We start from the raw sequence: 21,418 nt of genomic DNA, 5'->3' as shown, positions 1-21,418 counted from the left end.
AATTTATCCAAATACAGCAAACCCCTCCTTACTGCGGCAAGCATTGATCTTTTTGAGGGCGATCACTTTATCTACCGCCAGTATTTGCCGTGCCTCAGCCAAGGCTTCGAACCCTTTATTTTGTTCTATTTGTTGGATTTTAGCTTCGTCCAGCCCCGACGTAAACAAATTGTATAGCGTTGTAATGAAAGCCAGGTAGGCGTATACTTCCTCCATCAAACCGAGTAACTCCCACTGTTCGGCCAGTGTCGGAGGAATCGTATCCGTTCCTATTGCGGACTGCTGTTTTTTTATTTCTGAGCTAAGCGCAGTCATTTGACGCTTTAACTTATTGAGCATGCTCTCCAGTTTACCAGTGGTTAACTCGGCCGGATCTCCGAACAGCAGGTCGAGCAATTTGCCTGCTGCCTCATGAGTCCGGTATTTTTTAATTGAAAAGGCAATAGCTCGTAATTTAGCCGTGACGTCGTCACTAACAAGCCGGGCTGTGATGGCCGCCAGTTCGTTGGTGTCTGCTGATAGCCGTGCGATGTCCCGGAAATACCGAATTACATCGCGCGGCAAGCCGCCGGCAAAACAATATGCTAAACAGAAGAAAACAGCTGGTCGACCGATGACCCGCCGCTGTAATAGTCGTTTAGTGCTTTCCAAATCGAGGTATTCCACGTAAACGATACTATCAAAGGCACTGTCGAAAACGTCCCGGAACGGTAACCCGCGACGTTCAAAGTTACTCATCGCATCTTCGGAAACAGAAATTAGAAAAAAACAGCGCGGTATACCAAAGATAGATTTGATGTCATTCAAAAACTGCTCCGCAGAGGCGGCAGATTCCAACTTATCCAACTCATCTATGCCGATGATGACTTGATAGATTTGTGCGGCATCTTTCAGGAAATCGGCGAAAGCTGCGACGATCTCAGGGTTTGATAACGGCTTTTCGGTCAGCGTGTTTGACCGGGTAGTGCCACTTTCAATATACGGCAGTTTAATTCCGCCAGACCAGCCACTGGTAAAAGATTGTTGAAAATCTATCTTTTCAAGCCATTTGACAGCATCCTTGGCTAGTTGCGATTTATCTCTTGAAGAGCCGGTACCATCAAGCCATTGCTCTTCTGAAAAATATCGTCTCCCTAATAAAGAGCCAAGGGGCCGCCGTGCTCTCCGGTCGATAAACGCCAGCAACATCCAAATCACAAATAAGCCAGTACCATAAAATAAGCAATCCGAAGCGCTGTTATAAGATCGGCTGAAAGCGGTACGGTAATAGGCGAAAAAACTTTTATTGGTATCCACTGCAGCTTTGGGTTCATCCAAAGAATGGAACAACTGGCTGAAAGAACTGGTCAAGGCATCTATGTCGGTATTCGGGCTGCGGGATACCACTGTAGCCTTATCGGGTTGAGTGATATTTTTAATATAGATCGTATCCCGCTTGGGTGAAGCTTTGCCGGGGTGGTCGGCAACATAACTCCATCGGAGAAGTGGTGATACCATTATTAATATCAAGCCGCCGATAAAGCACACTGGTTTTAAATGGTTTAGCCAGAGACTGGATATGGGCACCGCTGATCCTCGTTCATAACGCCGTTGCAAATAGCGGTTATTATTTCCGTCAATATTGAGATAAGCCCGGCAAACCGATTTGAAAAGATAAAGGATAAAATCCCGCGCCTCGTACTTTACCGGAGCGGATGCCATTACAGGCAGTACAAGCCGACCATTCATTTCTGGCACTATCCGGTCGCGGCCGCAGTACAATTGTATCAAGGTGCTTTTACCCGCGCCGCGTGAACCCGCTATGCCGATACTCCCCCCTGGCATATGATTAAGCAGGTAGTCCATCTGCTCGCGTGCCTGCGTGCTGATCGTACGCGTTGCATCAAGTACTTCGCCCAGGCCGGTAGTTTCGATCTTGTCAAAGGTCGTTTGATAGGAGACGGCGATATGTTCGTTCAGAATCTTACGCATGACCTCCTTTACCCCCTTTTCGCGCAAACTATCTTTTAGTAAGTTCGAAACCATGCCCAGATGCGCGACATCCATCGTACATTGTGCATACAACCGCCGGCTGTCACGCCTGGCTAAAAAGAATACGAAACGATAATAGTAGCGTATCGTCAGATCCCAAAGACCTAACCAGCGATTGAATAATATGACATTTTGCAAGGTAAAAATACCGGCGGCAAGCAAAAAACTCAGCAGTGTATCATTTACCTGTTTATACATCGGTTGATAAACCAATAATGAGGGCCAAAGATCAGGGAAAAAAACTGGCCCGAAATCTTGTATTATAAACAACGCTTCAAATAAAATGACCAGCCAGACAGGTTTAAAAAACGTTCGGGTAGACCTCTTCTGCCCGGCTTTATACAAAAACGGATGTTTTAAAATAAAATCATCGATCCTTCCTTCGGTTTGATCAAAGTCGGCGATGTCCTTTAGAACTGGTGCCCAAACTTCCGAAGCCTGAACCTTAACTTCACCGGCCAATCGTTCCGCCGGATAATTGGTTTCAGCAAGGCCATTTTGAATGTCAGTATCTTTGATGGCGATGGCTATCGCTTCATCCAGGATTTTGTCGGATTGATAAGGCATTGTATAAAGTTTGGAATTAAAGCTACAAAAAATGAGTTGATTTAAATTATTAAGACTCATGTCCCCGGCTGGAGTAGGAGGAGTATGGTGCCGGTTAATCAAAAGTGTTAAGTCACTTATGCGATTTATAAGGAGCATCCCTCCAAAAAATAATTCAAAATTCTTCGGGAACACATCACCACTTAACTTACATGTATATGAAACGCCTTAAAAGCGCCATTACATGTCAGAAAAGAATACACCCGAAGAACTGATCAAACGCTACCTCGATGGCAACTGCACCCCCGAGGAAAAAGCCCTCGTAGAAAGCTGGCACCTGTTAGATTTTAAAAACAGTGACGAGAACCCCTCCATGCAGGAGATCAACGCCGCCCATGAGCAGATGCGCCATACCATCATGGCCCATGCACAACATAAGACCCGTAGCCTATGGCCACGCCGCATCGCCGCCGCCGCGTCTATCTTATTGATCCTGTCAGCGGGCGGTTACTTCCTGTTCAAAAATAAAGCAACAGTACCACCGCAAACCGCAAGTATACCAAAGACGGATATCCCGCCTGGCAACCAGTCCGCGATCCTGCAATTGTCCAACGGCCAGCAGATCAGCCTGAACCAGGTTAAAGCCGGTACCATCGCCACGCAGGGCAGCACCAACATTACGAAGACCGCTAACAACAGCATTGTCTACAACAACGACAACAATAATGAAAACACAGGCACAGCAACCATCGCCTACAATACCATTACCACCAAACGCGGCAACTATTACCCGCTGACCCTATCGGATGGCACCGTCGCCATACTCGATGCCGGGTCCTCTATCCGCTACCCCGTAGTCTTCACAGGCAGCGAACGTAAAGTAGAGATCACCGGCCAGGTCTATTTCGAGGTTACCCATAATTCAAAAATGCCATTCCGAGTAAGTGTGAAAGGCCAAACCATCGAAGATTTAGGCACCCATTTCAATATCAACGCCTATGACGATGAGCCGAATATCAAAACCACCCTCATCGAAGGCAGCATAAGAATCAACAACGAAAAAACGCTCATACCGGGACAACAAGCCGTAATTACCAACGGCAATATCAGAGTAAAGAAAGCCGATATCGAGCAGGCCATCGCCTGGAAAAATGGCCTGTTTAATTTCGAAGGAATGCCGCTGGCGGATGCTATGCGCCAAATCTCGCGCTGGTATGACGTAGATGTCGAATACCCTGAAGGAACGCCCAGAACCGTATTCCACGGCGAGATGCACCGCAACGTCAATGCCTTACAAGTATTGGAAGTACTTAAATTCTTTAAAGTCAATTTTGAAATCGTACAGGGATTTGACGGGAAGAAGATCCTCGTAAAACCATAACATAACCTAAATAGCAATAAACAGAATGATTAACCAAACCCCCAAGACCATGAAAACAACTTTACGACAATAAAGCAACGGCGAAACTGAGGGTATCTGAGACAAAAAAGCCGCAAAAGTGGTTCGAAGCACTTTTACGGCAAAGTCCGGGTCAACCCTTTCCCGACAAAGTCAGGATAAATAATTTGGAGAACTATTCATGTATTAACCCAAAACTTTACAAAAGTAATGAATTTTACTGCTATTCACGCAGTGCTGCGACCTAACAGCCGACAGCCGCTGCAAACAATTATAAAGGTTATGAAACTAACGACACTCCTGTTGATCATAGCCCTTGTCCAGGCCAGCGCCAAAGGATTCGCCCAGAAAATCAACCTGAACGAAACCAACGCGCCCTTAGAAAAGGTCATCAATACCATCAAGCAACAATCCGGCTATGTGTTCCTATATACCGACCAGGAACTTAAAAACGAAAAGATCACTGTAAAGGTCAGCAATGCAAGCATTGAAGAAACGCTCAAAGCCGCCTTTAAAAATACATCTGTCGATTATAAAATTGTCGGTAATAACATCTTGTTAAAAAAAAATGAACCGACATTCATTGATAAAGCCAGAGCAATATTCGCTCAGGTAACCGTGGCAGGAAAAGTTCAAGATGAAACTGGACAACCGCTTGTCGGTGTAACTGTGAAAATCAAAACCACCAGCCAGGCGACTGCTTCTGATGCAAATGGCACTTTTGCCATTACGGTCCCGGATGACAAAACGATTATTGTTTTTTCGTTTATTGGTTACGAAACCATAGAATTAGCTGCAAAAGATATTGCGTCAGGATCAATTATTAGATTAAAGCCTGTTCAGACGAACTTACAAGAAGTAATCGTTAACAAAGGATACTACTCAGTAAAACAAGAGTTAAACACAGGTAGCACCTTTAAAGTTACCGGAGACAATATCTCCAAGCAACCTGGCATTAATCCTATAGCAGCATTGGAAGGAAGAGTGCCAGGATTATACATTTCTCAATTTTCCGGTATTCCTGGTGCAGGAGTTCAGGTGAAATTGCGGGGCAGAAATAGTATTGGGAGTGGCAATGACCCGTTATATATTGTTGATGGTTTACCTTTTTCATCAATCTCATTAACGAACCCGGGATTGTCAGGCGGAGCTTTAGGGGCTCCCCCCACAACCCCTATTCAGCCATCAACTGGTCTAAGTCCCTTTAATTCATTAAACCCTTCCGATATTGAAGATATACAAATTTTGAAAGACGCTGATGCTACCGCTATTTATGGTTCCCGGGGCGCAAATGGTGTAATACTTATTACTACCAAAAAGGGCCGCCCAGGAAGAACAAAAGTAGATTTAAATTTAACGAGCGGTATAGGGAATGTAGCTAGTAGATTACCTCTACTGAACACACAACAGTATCTTAAGCTTCGACGGGAGGCATTTGCCAACGATGGTAAAACGCCGATTGCATCAGATTATGATATCAATGGGACTTGGGACACCACACGTTATACTGACTGGCAAAAAGAAATGATAGGGAGAACTGCACGATATTCTAATGGGCAGATTTCCGTTAGTGGGGGGAATACAAATACCCAATTTCGACTTAATGCAGGGAGTTCGCGTCAGGACGCAGTTTTTCCGGGAGGTGATCATGATTCACAAGTAAACGTTGGGATGACGGTGAATTATGTTTCCAACGATCAAAAACTCAAAATGCAATTCATCGCTCGTTATTCAAACGAATCCAACCTAGTTCATGCGAGCGATTATACCGCGAAAATAGTACTTGCTCCAGACGCACCAGCTATATATGACAATAATGGCAACTTAAATTGGCAGAACGGAACATGGACTAATCCTTTAAGCACAACTTTTACCCCAAATCAGTCCGATATAAATAGTTTGACGGGAAATATAGATCTTAATTACAAACTTTTCTCCGATCTGACCTTGAAAACCAGTGCAGGATATACAAGGAAGCAAATTGACCAAACAGTCAAACGGTTCTCAGGCGTAGTTTTTGCGCCCACAAACGATATTAGACAATTGGATATTGCCAACGGATACAACTTAATTTGGCAGGTTGAACCCGGTATTGAATATGTTAAAAAGATTGCATCCGGACAGCTAAATGTTCTTATTGGAGCCACCTTTCAAAAAAACATTTCCGATAGTTATACTTTCGGTGGTTATGGTTTCAGCAGTGATGCTTTACTGTCGAACGTAAATTTTGCCTCAACAATCTACTCTGGTTACAATGCGAATACTCAATATCGGTATGGAGCCTTATATAGCCGTATCGGCTACAATTGGCAAGACAAATATTTATTTAACATTGTTGGAAGACGGGATGGAAGTAGCCGGTTTGGTCCAGGTAACCAATTTGGGAATTTCGGTTCAATTGGTGCAGCATGGATATTTTCAAAAGAAAATTTTTTAAAAAATGTTTCCTGGTTAAGCTTGGGTAAACTCAGAGCCAGTTATGGGGTTACGGGAAATGATCAAATTTCTGACTACCAATATTTAAGTACGTATGGCAGCAATAGCAATGTTATCTATCAGAATATTGCAGGATTAACGCCTGGCCGTATAGCAAATCCATATTACGCATGGGAATCGGTGCAGAAGGTAGATGTAGGATTGGAACTTGGTATGCTTAATGATAGAGTCAATCTTTCTTTAGATTATTATCATAATAAGACAAATAACTCTTTAGTGCAACAACCGCTTCCTTCCATCGCAGGATTTACCAGCGTTATTACAAATTTCCCTGCGACTGTGCAGAATACTGGATTTGAGTTATCACTGAATACCGTTAACATAAACACAAACGATTTTACATGGGTTAGTGATTTTAATATTTCTTTTCCCAAAAATAAACTAGCATCGTTTCCTGGACTAGAAACAAATACGACATATATAAATCAGTATCTCGTAGGAATGCCGTTATCCCTGCGTAAGTTGTATCACTATGTAGGTATCGATACACAGACAGGAATTCCGATCATGGAAGACTTCAACCATGACGGATTAATAAACACTAACGACCAGCGACTAGTAGCTGCGCCCCAACAAACATTTCATGGTGGTTTGGAAAATCATTTTAACTATAAATCATTTAGCTTCAGTTTTGATTTTCAGTTTGTAAAACAGACCGGGTATAATTACATCAACTATTTCTCTTTGAGGGTATCTCAGAATACTAATAAACCAGTATATCTCCTCGACCATTGGAGGACATCGGGTGACAATGCTCAATTGCCCAAAGCAACAACGGGGGCAATCGCTACCTACAACACGGCACTCAGCAATTTCCAGGGCAGCGATGTTATCATTAGTGATGCCTCCTTCGCACGGCTAAAAAACATCCAATTGTCATATACTTTACCAAAAAAATGGGAGGCGAAGACGCAATTAAAGAATACAAAAATTTCTTTAACTGCACAAAATCTATTTACCATAACTAAATATCTGGGATTGGACCCGGAAAACCAAGGTTTGGCGTTACCGCCTATGAGAATGTACACTATTGGTTTTCAAACAAGCTTTTAATTAACATAAATCGAAAAACCATGAACATTATAAATATACACAAAATACAATGCCTTATTTTTCTAAGTCTATTACTTGTAAGCTGTAAAAAAATACTAAATGTATCACCTCCGTCGAATCAATTGGTCACAACCAGCGTATTTGCATCGGACGATGTCGCAATTGCTGCTCAACTTGCTGTTTATAGCCAAATGAAGTTAGATAATTATAGTATAGACAAAATTACCGGGCTTTCCTCGGACGAATTATTTACATATGCAACCGACCAGACTACCAAGGATTTCTATACCAATTCGCTCAGCGCTGTTTTGGATGAAACTGGCACCGGCAACTTATGGAAAAGTCACTATAACTATATTTACGAAGAAAATGCGATTCTTGAAAATTTAGGAAAATCCACTGGAATTAGCTCGCGTGTTAAACAACAGTTAACTGGAGAAGCAAAGTTTATGCTCGGATTTTTCTATTTTAGGTTAGTTAATTTATACGGAAATGTTCCGTTGGTTATAACAACTGATCCTAAAGTCAATGCATCGCTTTCTCGAGCTACACAAACGGATATCTATAATTACATCATCTCGCAGTTGACTGAAGCGTTAAGCCTTTTGAGCGAAAATTATGTTGATGCTTCTTCCGTTAAAACATCTATCGATCGTGTACGTCCGACAAAATCAGCTGCAAGTGCTTTGTTAGCGAGGGTTTATCTATACAACAAGCAATACAGCGAAGCTGGGCAACAGGCAACGAACGTTATTAACAATTCAGTTTACAAATTATGTAGTTTAGACAGCGTTTTTCTGATAAATAATGCTGAAGCGATTTGGCAGCTTATGCAACCACCTACAGCATCCGCTACTGCCGAGGGATCATTTTTTGTTCTGACTGCTGCACCTAGTGGAAGCAATACGTCAACAATCAGTACTCTATTGTTGTCAGCATTCGAAAATGGAGACTCCCGTAGAACCAAATGGATCGGAACATTTGGTACAGGTGCATCAGCTATCTACTTCAATAATAAATACAAAGCTGGGCCAAATGCTACAGGCGCTCCAAAAGAATATTCTGTAGTATTTCGATTAGCTGAGCAATACTTGATACGTGCAGAAGTACGTGCACAGCAAAATGATCTAATCGGTGCAATCGCCGATGTAAATGCAGTTAGAAAACGAACCGGGCTGTCGGGGCTTCCTTTAACACTAACACAACCCGATGTAATAAAAGCAATCTATCACGAAAGACAAGTAGAGTTTTTTTGTGAAGCTCATCGCTGGTTCGATCTCAAACGGAGTGGAATGATTGACTTAGTAATGGGAGGCCCAAATGGTGTTTGTAAAGCAAAAGGAGGAAACTGGCAAAGTTACCAACAGCTATATCCTGTTCCGGTAACAGATATAACGAATAACTCTAATATTTTACAAAATCCTGGATATTAAGTATTAACATGCCAATACGAAAAATTATTTACGCATAAGGCAATCTCGTTTCTGCGATTTCCGTGCGATTATTTTCTAATGGTAATTTAAAAAAGTCATCATGAAAAATAAATTACTCAAATTAATAGCAATAACAATCTTTTCTTGTTTTAGCCGACAATTGATTGCTCAGAAAACCACGAAATTGAATTTTTTAGAAGAAATTAAAGTAGGGACTCCTTTTGCCAACCATACTTTTACTAAAGTAGCTTATTATAAAAGTAAAAATCTAAGTGTTTCAGAATTTCGAGGAAAGTGGTTGATTTTTGATTTTTGGGCATATAATTGTAGCGGATGTATTAATTCCTTTCCCAAAATCAATAAGCTGCAGGCTATGTTGAAGGATATTGCAAGTTTTGTTATGATTTGCCCTGACACATCCGCAAACGAAATTACCTATAAAAAGTACAAAAACGGACTTTCACTAACAATGCCTTGCGCGTTTGATAATGCAGTGAAAGGATTTAGCCTACCTAGATATGTTTTTATTGATCCATCGGGCATAGTCAGGGCCTATACTCCAAATATTAGCGAAGATCAAATGATTCATATTATAAAAGGAGATGATAATGATAAGTCTCTGAGGACTTATTATACGAATGACAAGACAGTTCTTTTAGGTCTGAGGGAGAGCGGGGATGATATTAATTCTCCTTATTTTTTGGAGTCATGGAAAAACATCGATTCGAGTCTTAAAGGTAGATCGTTGCTGGCTAAATGGGATAATAGTCATCGTACCGGACAATTTGGAAATCTTAGGGGAGTAGGCACCGATGGGGATAAATTTGAAATCTTAGGTGCGAACCTAAACGAACTTTATATGATTGCTTATACCGGACAGGGGCATGTGGGTGTAAAAGATACATTGTACGGGAAGTTTTGGCCAAAACCTGTGTTAGAGGTAAAAGACTCTATCTTATTCGCAGATGCCAATACCCTGTATAATTACAGTCAGAAAGTACTTATCCAAGATGCAAATTACAGTTTTAAGACACATATAATGCGTGAAGATTTATATCGTTATTTCGGATTTAATGTTACGATAGAGACAAGAAAAATGCCGTATTGGAAACTGGTTACGTTAAACACGAAATTTAAAAATATAATAAACGATTCATTAGTAACAGGCACGGGTGCTCAAAGAGAAATCCCGAGCTCAAAGGAGCTTATTTCTACAAGATATGGACTCAGTAAAACAGTTGCTCTCATTTCGAAAATCAACGACTTGCCTGTTTTCAATGAAACTGGACTAGATGACTTTGTATCTTTTAAATTGGAGATTGATATAGATCTATTAAAAGGAGAGAAAGATACTGACTCAATTCTTGGCTATTTTCAAAAAAAGTACGGATTGAATTTAGTAAAAGGAGAAAAGGAAATACGCGTATTAGTAATAAGGGATAAAAAAGCTGACTTTGCTAATTAATTGATTTTTGATGTGAATTGTAATGAAAAAAATATTCTTTATATGCTGTTTGATATTAATTCAACAATATGTATCCGCTCAACATGTAGTACTTATCTCAATCGATGGGCTTCATCCTGATATGTACCTCGACAAAACTTGGCCTGCGCCGAATCTACAATATCTTATGAAACAGGGTACTTATGCCGATCATTGTTTGAGTGTGTTCCCGGCCTATACTCATCCTGCGCACGCGGCTATGGAGACAGGTGCGTTGCCAGCGCGCAGCAGAATTGCATATAACCAGCCTATAGGCAGTAAAGGGGAATGGTATTGGTATTATAAAGCGATAAAAGCTCCGACTATTTGGCAGGCCCTGAAGGATCAAGGCAAAACTACCGCTGCTATTATGTGGCCGAACGTGGTTGACGGACCAATCACTTACAATCTTTCGGAAATATGGGATAAAGATCACCCCAATGATCGGGCGACAGTAGTGCGGCAACATGCGATACCCAAAGGTTTGTACGAAGAAATTGAGATGAATGCGACGGGTAAGCTAGATAGTACCAGTATGAATGACAGCTTTTTTAGTTTAGATGAAAATGCTGGGCGTATGGCAGCCTATGTTTTTAAGAAGTATAAACCTGATTTTTTAGCCTTACATTTTGCCTGTGTGGATGGACAAGAACATGAGCATGGACGAGACGCCGATAGTGTGCGAATGGCCGTTTCTGCAAACGACAGAGCGATTGGAAACCTTATACAAGCTATCGATCAAAGCGGGTTAAAGGACAGCACCACGGTGATTATCGTAGGAGACCATGGCTTCAGCACGATCCATCAGGTGATGCGTCCGAATTTACTGATAAAAAATCAGCCAGCACTATTCGTTGCAGCGGGAGGCTCCTGTTTTTTGTATCGTTATGCCAATACCAAAAAAATGGATGAGACTAATATTATTCAAGGTGTTACGGATAGTCTAAATAAACTTCCATTAGAAGTACGTAAGCTATTTCGCATCATTAACCGGAATGAATTGGACCAAATGGGTGCGGACAGCGCTGCATTAATCGCTTTAGCAGCTGTTCCCGGTACAGTATTCAGTAGTTCGACCGCAGCCGCTCCGGCAGTTAACCGCGGTCCGGGCACGCTTATACAAAACAGTACCTTGAATGGTTTATTGATACCCATGGCCGGTGGTCACCACGGCTTCGATCCTGCTATTCCTGATATGTGGACAGGATTTATCGCCTATGGCGCTGGTATTAAAAAAAGCGGACATATTCAGGAAATGGCGGTAGTAAATATTGCCCCGCTTGTAGCCAGTTTATTAGGGATAGAATTTAAAACACCCGATGGCCATATTGTGCCAGGAATAATCGTGAATCATGATAAAAAATAATGAAAATAAAAAATCTATCAAATGGGGCATTATTGGTTGTGGTAATGTGACCGAAGTGAAAAGTGGCCCTGCCTTTAATGAGGTGCCTCACTCAAAACTAGTTGCAGTAATGCGGCGTAATGCCGCATTGGCCGCAGACTATGCTAGGCGACATAAAGTTTCCAAATGGTACAGCCAGGCCGAAGAATTAATCGCCGATCCGGAGGTCAACGCGATATACGTGGCTACACCACCGGCTTACCATGAAGAGTATGTGATCAAAGCGCTGGAGTATGGCAAAATGGTCTATGTGGAAAAGCCCGTAACTACGACGGTAGAATCCTGTGAACGGATGGTCGAAGCGGAGCATGCTTTTAGGGGCAAATTATGTGTTGCACATTACCGCAGGGCTTTGCCTTATTTCAACGGAATCAAGGGAATGCTTGACCAGGGAACGATCGGTAAAGTCAAAATGGTCAAATTGACTATGCTTCAACCTTACCGCAATGACCTGATTGCCAAAACGGAATATAACTGGCGGGTAGTTCCGGCGTTGTCGGGTGGGGGGTTGTTTTTTGACTTGGCACCGCATCAGTTGGATATTTTAATGTGGATGTTAGGTGAACCTGTGAGCTGTCAGGGTATCTCGTTAAATCACGCAGGGCTTTATGAAGCCGATGATACCGTAGTCGGGACAATTCAGTTCCCGAATGGGGTGCTGTTTACCGGAGATTGGTGTTTTACTGTACCTAATCATTTAAAACAGGACCGCTGCGAGATCATTGGAGAAAAAGGTGCCATCAAGTTTGAAATGTTTGGCAAGCGTTTTACGGTGAAAACCGAGGATGGCATTGAAAGCTTCGACTATGACCACCCGCGCCACATCCAGCAACCAATGATTGGGAAAGTCGTGAATTATTTTTTGGGGAACGGCCTCAACCCTTGTTCGGCAAATGACGCTTTAAAAAGCCTGCAAGTAATGGAGGCATTTCAGCGAAAAAATGAAAAGGATTTTAAATTCATTGAATTATAAGCATAGCGTATGAAAAATATTAGAATTGGTTTAGTGGTGGTGTTGATCTGTTTTTGTTGGATAGCAAAAGCTCAAATTCAGCCCGACCCGGCGCATTGGGCCTATGGTCTGAAGAAATTAACGGGTAATATTTCCGAAGTACATTTGAAATGTACTATTGATGAAGGTTGGCATATTTATGCCCAAAAGCAAACGGATGAATTTATCGGCACCAAAACCAAGATCGGTTTTACCAAAACACCTGGCCTGACACTAATAGGCACACCAGTGGAAGTCGGTAAAAGGGAAAAATACACGGTCAAGGAAGTTGGCATCACCAACTATGAATATGCCGGCACAGTGGATTTTGTACAAAAAGCCACCATAAAAACTGGAATAAAAGAACTGAAAGGCACCATCACCTACCAGACGTGCACCCACGACCATTGTCTGGCCGAGAAAACCATAGATTTTACCATACCGGTCAACTAAAACAGCGAAATATCATGAAAAATCGGAGCTTTTTTCGAAAAGTCAGGCCATGCCTTTGCTTATTTCTCTGCATAAACTGTGTGTCCTGCTCGGTTTTAAGATCGGGTAATCAAGCGCATGAAGCCAAATCCTACCGCATAACCGCGGTTGGCTTAACTGGTGAATATCCAATGGATCTGGCTACTGCACTAGAAGGCGCCTTCATCACGCAGATCGAGCCTGTCATAATCAAAGAACAACTTACTGAACAACAAAGCCGATTTTGCTTTTCGGTAAAAGTTAACGATGAAGCCGCCTTAAACAGGTTGGTGTCACGGTTAAAATCTTCAGGCTTGCAGGTCTGCAGTGTTTTACAAGATTAATAGGAACGATATGACGATAGTTAGCACCAAACATACCCTTAAACAAAAGATCGACGGACTCTGGCTACAAGTCGGCAACACACCTATGCTGGAGATCACCTATACATACCAGGACGGTGCGCCCCAAACCATCCTGGTCAAAGACGAACATTACAGCCCTACCGGCAGTATCAAAGACCGTATGGCGCTCTACATTTTGCAAAAAGCTTACGAAAACGGCACCATCAAGGCTGGCGATAAAATTGTCGAAGCCACCAGCGGCAATACAGGTATCGCGTTCGCCGCCATCGGTCGCATGCTCGGCCACCCCGTCAAAATCATCATGCCCGACTGGCTCAGCCAGGAACGTATGGATATCATCACCAGCCTCGGTGCGGAAATCCAATTGATAAGCGCCGCGGACGGCGGCTTTAAACGCTGCATCCAAGTCGCTGAAACGCTCCAGCACGATGAACGCATGTTCCTGCCGAGGCAGTTCGAGAATAGCCTGAATGCCGAAGCCCATGAAAAAACCACCGGCCGTGAGATCGCTAACCAATTGCTATTGCTCAATATCAAAAAGCCTTATGCTTTTATCGCAGGCGTAGGCACCGGCGGCACCATTATGGGTGCCGGAAAACAGCTTAAAAAATTGTTCCCCGCTATTAAACTGCACCCGCTGGAACCTGCCGAAAGCCCAACCCTGACAACCGGTTATAAAAACGGCAAACACCGCATACAGGGTATTTCCGACGAGTTTATACCGGCTATCCTTGACCTCGCTATGCTCGACAAGATCATACAGGTTAATGACGGAGACGCTATCCTGATGGCGCAAAAGCTGGGCAAAGACCTGGGTTTAGGCGTAGGCATTTCGTCCGGTGCTAACCTGGTCGGGGCGATCAAAGTACAGAAGGGCGGTGGTGAAGGCCAAACAGTCATTACCGTATTTCCTGACAGTAATAAGAAATACCTGTCCACTGACCTGATGAAAGAAGAGCCCGTTAAGCTGGGCTATCTATCACCTGATATCCGGTTGCTCCATTGTCGTATCGTAAATAAATAATCATGGCGTTTCAAGAAATTTCCTCTACTGATCACAGCCTGCTGCTTTACCGTATCGACTTCCTGCCCTATGATGAGGCACAGGAAATTAAAGCGGCCTTTTTAAAAATATACGGTGAGTATATGGATCAGTTATTTCATTTACAGAAGCTCTGCCGGGATTATGAACTCATTGCTGATTGCGTAAGGTTAAGAGTTCCCTTGAAAGAAAGCGACCATCAGTTGGAATGTTTAATGAGGGAACTGGCATGAGCACAATCGTAACTTTTATTTCCGGTTTTGTAGGTGGATTAGCCGCATTACTTATGCCCTGCATCTTTCCGATGCTGCCTTTAACGGTAGGCTTTTTTACCAAACGCCATCATAACCGCAGGCAGGGTATCCGCGACGCCCTGCTTTACGGTTTGGCGATCATACTCATTTATGTTGGCCTGGGCATGGCTATCACCATTGTTTTTGGTGCCAGCGCATTGAACAACCTCGCCACCAATGGCGTATTTAATCTCGGTTTCTTTTTATTGCTGGTCGTATTTGCCGCCTCTTTCCTTGGGGCATTTGAACTCACTTTGCCCAGCAAATGGATCAATAAAGCCGAAGAGAATACCGGTAAAAAAGGTTTCGGTGGCATCCTGATGATGGCTGCCGTACTGGCGCTGGTTTCCTTTAGCTGTACCGGTCCCATTATCGGTACGCTACTGGTACAAGCCGCCGGCAGCGGCCAACGGCTCGGCCCCGTCATTGGTATGCTCGGTTTTTCCATCGCTTTAGCTTTACCGTTCGTTCTGTTCGCGTTGTTCCCGTCATGGCTGCAAAGCCTGCCCAAATCAGGCGGCTGGATGGAGACGATTAAAACCTCGCTCGGCTTTTTAGAATTAGGCTTGTCCTTAAAATTTTTATCAAACGTCGATCTGGCCTATCACTGGCATTGGTTTGACCGTGAGGTATTCCTCGTCTTATGGATAATGATCTCTGGTTGTTTTGGTTTATATCTGCTTGGCAAGTTGCATTTAGAGGATCACCTTACAAAAGGCATTGGCGTACCCCGGCTGTTTTCGGGTATACTGGTTGGTGCGTTTAGCCTGTATATGATCCCCGGGCTATGGGGTGCGCCTTTAAAATCAATCGCCGCCTTTTTACCACCGCAGGATACTCAAGATTTCGATTTATACACACAATCATTCAAGATGACGCCCCAAAGCGGGTATGGTTTAGTCAGGGCCGGGGCCGCTGGAACAAAACACAAAGACTTGTTTCATGCCCCATTAGGCCTGTCAGCTTTCTTTGATTACGAGGAAGGCATGGCCTATGCTATGTCAGTCAACAAACCTGTACTCATTGATTTTACTGGCCATGCCTGTGTCAACTGCCGGAAAATGGAAGCAGCCATCTGGCCTGATCCCAAAGTACTGCCGCTTATCCGTGACGAATATGTACTCATCCAGTTATATGTTGATGATAAAACGGCAGTAGGCAGTTCCACCATTGGCGAGATCAACAGCAAGCTGCAAGCCGAAAAGTTCAACAGTAACAGCCAGCCCGACTATGTATTGCTGGATAATAAAGGTAAGTTATTGACCCAACCTGTAGGCGCGATATACAATGCCGCCGTTTATGCAGCTTATTTACAGAGCGGACTCAACAAATTTAAAAAGTTATGAAAACAAGACTGGTATTATTAACGCTATTCATAGCCGCCAAAACTGCGTCGGCGCAGCAGGTGACCGTAAAAGGTAATCTGCACAGTACAGATTCGCTGCGTGTCATTTTAGCAGATGTGAAAAAAGCCGATACCCTTTGGACTGTTGACGGCAGCTTTCAGTTTACCCGTCAGACCTGTGGGGCCTTGCTGCGCCTTTCTTTCTATCGTGCGAAAACCAAGCAAAACACCGTTCGTAAATTCTTTGCAACTACCGGTGAAGCAAGCATCAGCGCCGATACCACGATCATTTTGAGTGATCCGAAACTGCAAGACATCTATCAGGAATTTACTAAACGGTACCAGCCGACGGCGACTATCAAATCAAATTTAGGCCAATTATATTTTGCTCAACATGAAATCACCAGGGAGGAAAAAGCCGCGTTAAACAAGTTAACCGAGGCAGCAAGCGACCTGCAGTTTGCCGGAGTAAAACGGTTTGTCAAAGAGAATAAGGATAACCTGGTAGGCGGTTATGTATTAGCTAATTATTTATACAACCTGCCGGATATTGAGCAAACGGATTCACTCTACAGGCTGTTTAGCCCGCAATTAATTCAGACCTCTTATCCTTTACATGAATTCCGGAAAGAACTGGATATCAAAATGAGCCTGTTACCCGGTCATGTTCCGCCAGAACTTTCCGGCATAGACATTAGAGGAAAAGCATTTACTGTCGCCAGTTTAAAGGGTAAATACGTCCTGTTGGATTTTTGGGGTAGCTGGTGCCTGCCTTGTTTATCGGGCTTGCCTAAGATGAAGGCGGCCTATGAAAAATATAAAGATAGGATCGCTTTTGTGAGTATTGCCTGCCATGATAAAGAAATTAAATGGCGCGCAATGGTTACCAAACAAAATATGACCTGGACGCAATTGCTGGATGATAAAAAAGACCGCATCGCCCGGCAATACTATGTCGAAACTTTCCCGACCAAGATATTGATCGGACCAGACGGCAAAGTGATACAGGTTTTCAAAGGCGAAGGCAACGATTTTTATGACCAACTGGACAAAGTCCTGCAAAAATAAACCTCCTCGTTCTTTAGTTTTTTCAATTATGAGAAACAGTAATAGTTAGTTAAATAGTCAATTGTCCCTGCCGATGGAGCGGCAGGGGCTTTTTGAACATGAGGAAAGAAATGGAACATCCCGATGTAATCGCCTTTTTATTTATAGTGGCTTTTATCATTTGGCTATGTATAAAAATCAATGAAGATGACAAAGAATAAAATGATGAGATAGAAAAATAACAACCTAAACAAAATAAAAACATCAAACTGCTCCCCGCATAAGAAAACTGGAAATTTTAAAAAGGACGGGAACCAGCAGCCTGCTGATACGCGGGCTTGCCCTGGTCGTCCTTTGGGTATTCCAGTACCTCTTAGCGGCCAAGGTATTGTCCCGCTTATAGGCAATAAAAAATGACCATACAACACCTATGCAAACACCTACGAAATCAACCTGGCTCAAGTGGAGCGAAACCCGTTACCAGCTCTTACAGGACAACCTCACTTTATTACAGCAAGAAGACCAAAATGAACTACGCAACACGCAAGCCAAACTGGCGCACATCCGCAGCGATTTACTGGAACTACGGCAGGAAGTCATCCGCCTCGGTTTTAAAAATCCTACCGAAGAGATCTGGTTCCTGAAAACAGTACTTCCGAAATACAGTAGCCAGCATTATTTATACAGCGAATGGCTGCATGTCCTCAGTCGTAAGCCTAAAGGCAGCCCGCGCAGTATCCTGCAACACTACCTCTGCTTTATCAAACAGGCCGACCATTTTATCGATAACCATTACGCTTTCTACCAATATTACCAGCTTCAGCTTTCCGTTTCCGATGAGCAATATTTTATCCGCAACATTACGGCAGAAGGCACCGCGCATTTACCCCTGGCCGACCCGCAATTCAGCACCGAGGTCAGTGACCTCTTCGGGCGCTTTATCGCGTTGGACATCCTGCGGGAATGGTTGTTACAAAAGATCAGGGAAATGGACGGTTTCCCCGTACTCGATAGCTGGCAGGAACCTTTCACCGGCCGCCGGCTGCAATGGACAAGCAACCGCACCAACCTGGTCGAAATCATCTATGGCCTTTATTACACCGGGCAACTGAACCACGGGCAGGCGACCCTCAATGATATTATCCGGCTGATGGAAGATGTATTTCAAATCGAACTGAAACAGGTACACCGGGATTTCGGTAATATCCGCGACCGCAAAAGACTAACTCCCACTTATTTCCTGGAGCAAATGCAAAAATGTATCCGGGACGTGGTGGAACAGGATATGGCCTACGATCCCGCCAAAAAACAGTACGCCTGATGATCAAACCAACCCGCATAAACCCAATCGCTAAATTTTTAAATAAAAGTTAAAAAAGACCATGGATGTGACCACCACGAAGTGTTTTCGCCGATATTTTAGTGTTTAACCAAATATTAAAACTATGGACATCAATTTTGAAAATGCAAGTTTTAAAGACTTCGAGGACATCCCTGGGATGGATTTTTATGGATGGGCGGACCAGTTCGATCAATATGTCAACAACTGGGACAGCCGCGGCCACTGGAACTACCGGCAGGAAAGCTTGAACGGCTGCCAGCCGGAAGTCGAACTCGCCGGTCATCCTGGCAAAAGCTTCGTCGCACTCGTCTTTAACGATTACCTCGGCCTGACCCAGCACCCCAAAGTCAAGGCGGCCGCTATCGCCGCCATCGAGCAATACGGCGCGGGGGCTGCCGCCTCACCCGCCATCGGTGGGCATTTCAGCTATCACCAGCAAATCGAAGAAAAGATCGCCCGTTTCTTCCGGCGAGAAAGTGCCGTATTATTCACCACCGGCTACACCGCCAACAGCGCGACCATTCAGTCCCTGCTCAAAGCGCCAGATGTGGCTATCGTGGATATGGGTATCCACGCCAGCATGTACGAAGGTTGCGGGCATACGAATATCAAAATGTTCCCGCATAACGATATGTATTACTTGGAACGGATCCTGAAGGAAACCCAGGGGCAATACCGCACCCGCATGGTGATCGTGGACGGTGTTTATTCCCAACCAGCGGATATCGTCAAACTGGATGAAGTGGTGAAACTCTCTAAACATTACGGCGCTTATACCGCGATGGATGACGCGCATGGCGTTGGTGTAATTGGAGAAACCGGGCGCGGTGTGATCGAACTGTACGATTTGTTCCCGGATGTTGATATTATCACCGGTACCTTCAGCAAAACTTTCGGGCACCTCGGCGGCTATGTGATAGCTGATCCAAAAGTGGTTAACTATTTAAAATTCCAGGCCAGACAGCATATCTTCTCGGTCAGCGCTACACCCGCTTCGGCCTGCATCCTCAAAAGCATTGACCTGATCGATGAGGAGCCTGGTCTGCGGGATAAGCTACGGGATAACATCCATTACCTGAAAAACGGCCTGGACGAAATGGGCTTTGATACCGGCAATACCCAATCGGCCATCATCCCGGTGATGACAGGCAAACCCGACCTCAACGCCGAAGCCTGCCGGCTGCTCATCGAAGCCGGGGTCTATGCCAATCAGATCGGTTATCCCGCGGTCGCCCGCAAGAACGCGCGCATCCGTATGAGCCTCATGGCTACCCACACCCGCGAACAAATGGACCGGGTGCTCAATGCCTGGGAATGGGTCGGTGGCAAACTGAACCTCACTAAACGAGTCACGAACTAAAAATCTATGGGAAAAAAGAACAGGGACGAAACAATGCGCAAGCTGATCGACGCCGTAGGCGAAATACTGAAAGAAAAAGGTTATGCCGGTTTAGGTATCAACCGCATCGCGCTGCGCGCCGGTGTCAGCAAAGAGTTGATCTACCGGTATTTTGAGGGGTTGAACAACCTCGTCAAGATCTATATCCACTCGAAAGATTACTGGCTGCCCCTGTTCGACAAGATCCAAACACACCCCTCGCCGGGTAAAGACCAGGTACTGGATACTTTTATCGCCCTGTTCCAGGAGCAGTTCCGGTTCTTTTTCCAGGAGCCTGAAATGCAAAAGTTCATCCTTTGGCAGATCAGCGAGGTCAATCCCCTGATGCGCAGCATCTCGGAAAAGCGGGAAACCGAAGGCGCAAAATTATTAGCCCTGACCGAAGATCATTTCAGGGATTCGGGTATCAATTTTAAAGCGGTGGCGGCATTGCTGCTGGGCGGTATTTATTATGTGGTACTCCATGCCAGCGCCAATAAAAGCACCGTTGCCGGTATAGATGCCAACCTGGAGAGAGACCGGGAGGAAATATTAAAAACCATTGAGCAAATATTGGTCTGGGCCTGGGAGGCCGCAGCCCAAAAGAAAAGTCAATAATTTTATTTACCTATATTAGCAACGATAAAAAATGAAAATAAGAAACAGTAAAGTCTTTTAGACATATCAGCTATTTATAGCATTCACGATCTTCTTGGCCTTTATAAAACCGCGAATTTTAAAATGAGAACCAGAAGCAAGTGCAATGCCCGCAGGAGTGCGGGCGTACTTGTTCTATGTTCTCCGGGTCACTTCGCGGTACCTTTAAAGGCATAGGCAAGGAAACCCGCACTATTGCTTAATTCAAGCGGCACCGCCCGATTCAACATACCTTCCAGAAATAAATTGTTCACTGACAGTCAACCTGTTTCAGCGAAACAGTACAGGTATGTTCAAAATATTCGCGGCCCGCCATTATAAACTTAATACTATGGGAATGAGCAAGAGATTAAACAAGGAGACGACCTACCCCTTTTATTGGCTGGACGAACTGGCCGAAATCACATTAAACCCTGATAAAATAACGTTGAAGCCTTAAAGCCTCCCGAACTCCAGGTTATTCGAGAACGCCTGCCCGGCGAATTCAACCGGATCAGCGCGACCCTGAAAACCCAGGCTTTCTGCCTTTACTCCAGTGAGCAGCTGAAAGTAGCAGCCGGCCATTATGACCAGGCCATCCGTTTACTCCTACAACAAGCGCAGATCAACCTCGCGCAATATCCGGTAAACAGCCCGCTCCG

At 44.2% G+C, this 21,418-nt stretch carries 15 protein-coding genes; 14 read left to right on the top strand and 1 reads right to left on the bottom strand.

Going from position 1 to position 21,418, the window contains the following annotated elements; translation table 11 throughout:
* Positions 1-3 precede the first annotated feature (3 nt).
* Complete coding sequence (locus HQ865_RS24905) at positions 4-2,598, bottom strand: hypothetical protein (protein ID WP_173417503.1); 2,595 nt, start codon at positions 2,596-2,598, stop codon at positions 4-6.
* Between the two features lie 223 nt (positions 2,599-2,821).
* Between HQ865_RS24905 and HQ865_RS24900 the strand changes: the two genes are divergently transcribed.
* The 14 genes from HQ865_RS24900 to HQ865_RS24835 all read left to right on the top strand — a co-directional run bounded on the left by HQ865_RS24900 (position 2,822) and on the right by HQ865_RS24835 (position 20,738).
* Entirely contained in the window at positions 2,822-3,958 is a 1,137-nt protein-coding gene (locus HQ865_RS24900; RefSeq protein WP_173417502.1) for a FecR family protein, read from the top strand.
* Between the two features lie 300 nt (positions 3,959-4,258).
* A complete protein-coding gene (locus tag HQ865_RS24895) occupies positions 4,259-7,525 on the top strand; it encodes a SusC/RagA family TonB-linked outer membrane protein (protein ID WP_173417501.1) in 3,267 nt (1,088 codons plus the stop codon).
* 20 nt (positions 7,526-7,545) lie between these two features.
* A complete protein-coding gene (locus tag HQ865_RS24890; protein WP_173417500.1) occupies positions 7,546-8,958 on the top strand; it encodes a RagB/SusD family nutrient uptake outer membrane protein in 1,413 nt (470 codons plus the stop codon).
* A 100-nt stretch (positions 8,959-9,058) separates the two neighbouring features.
* Entirely contained in the window at positions 9,059-10,423 is a 1,365-nt protein-coding gene (locus HQ865_RS24885) for a TlpA family protein disulfide reductase (RefSeq protein ID WP_173417499.1), read from the top strand.
* 22 nt (positions 10,424-10,445) lie between these two features.
* On the top strand, positions 10,446-11,807 hold the full coding sequence (locus HQ865_RS24880) for an alkaline phosphatase family protein (protein WP_173417498.1): 1,362 nt from the start codon (positions 10,446-10,448) through the stop codon (positions 11,805-11,807).
* On the top strand, positions 11,794-12,819 hold the full coding sequence (locus HQ865_RS24875; RefSeq protein ID WP_173417497.1) for a Gfo/Idh/MocA family protein: 1,026 nt from the start codon (positions 11,794-11,796) through the stop codon (positions 12,817-12,819). The genes HQ865_RS24880 and HQ865_RS24875 overlap by 14 nt, the downstream gene beginning before the upstream one ends.
* Positions 12,820-12,828: 9 nt before the next feature.
* Positions 12,829-13,290, top strand: coding sequence for a protein-disulfide reductase DsbD domain-containing protein (locus HQ865_RS24870; protein ID WP_173417496.1), 462 nt, complete (start codon positions 12,829-12,831; stop codon positions 13,288-13,290).
* Between the two features lie 372 nt (positions 13,291-13,662).
* Positions 13,663-14,697: a PLP-dependent cysteine synthase family protein gene (locus tag HQ865_RS24865; RefSeq protein WP_173417495.1), complete on the top strand. Its 1,035-nt coding sequence runs from the start codon at positions 13,663-13,665 to the stop codon at positions 14,695-14,697.
* Positions 14,698-14,699: 2 nt separating this feature from the next.
* Positions 14,700-14,948, top strand: coding sequence for a hypothetical protein (locus HQ865_RS24860; RefSeq protein WP_173417494.1), 249 nt, complete (start codon positions 14,700-14,702; stop codon positions 14,946-14,948).
* Positions 14,949-15,001: 53 nt separating this feature from the next.
* Positions 15,002-16,354 (top strand): protein-disulfide reductase DsbD family protein, encoded by a 1,353-nt coding sequence (locus HQ865_RS24855; RefSeq protein WP_237073597.1) that lies wholly within the window; start codon positions 15,002-15,004, stop codon positions 16,352-16,354.
* Positions 16,355-16,470: 116 nt separating this feature from the next.
* Complete coding sequence (locus HQ865_RS24850) at positions 16,471-17,421, top strand: TlpA family protein disulfide reductase (protein WP_173417492.1); 951 nt, start codon at positions 16,471-16,473, stop codon at positions 17,419-17,421.
* Between the two features lie 409 nt (positions 17,422-17,830).
* Positions 17,831-18,721 carry an RteC domain-containing protein gene (locus tag HQ865_RS24845; protein ID WP_173417491.1) on the top strand — a complete coding sequence of 297 codons (891 nt, stop codon included), beginning with the start codon at positions 17,831-17,833 and terminating at the stop codon, positions 18,719-18,721.
* Between the two features lie 124 nt (positions 18,722-18,845).
* Positions 18,846-20,102, top strand: a complete 1,257-nt coding sequence (locus HQ865_RS24840) for an aminotransferase class I/II-fold pyridoxal phosphate-dependent enzyme (RefSeq protein ID WP_173417490.1) — start codon at positions 18,846-18,848, stop codon at positions 20,100-20,102.
* A 6-nt stretch (positions 20,103-20,108) separates the two neighbouring features.
* A complete protein-coding gene (locus HQ865_RS24835) occupies positions 20,109-20,738 on the top strand; it encodes a TetR/AcrR family transcriptional regulator (RefSeq protein ID WP_173417489.1) in 630 nt (209 codons plus the stop codon).
* Positions 20,739-21,418 lie beyond the last annotated feature (680 nt).

The sequence above is a fragment of the Mucilaginibacter mali genome (assembly GCF_013283875.1).
GTDB classification, from domain to species: Bacteria; Bacteroidota; Bacteroidia; order Sphingobacteriales; family Sphingobacteriaceae; genus Mucilaginibacter; species Mucilaginibacter mali.
Note: the sequence above shows the minus strand (reverse complement) of the source record. Positions and strands in the feature narration are given on the sequence as shown.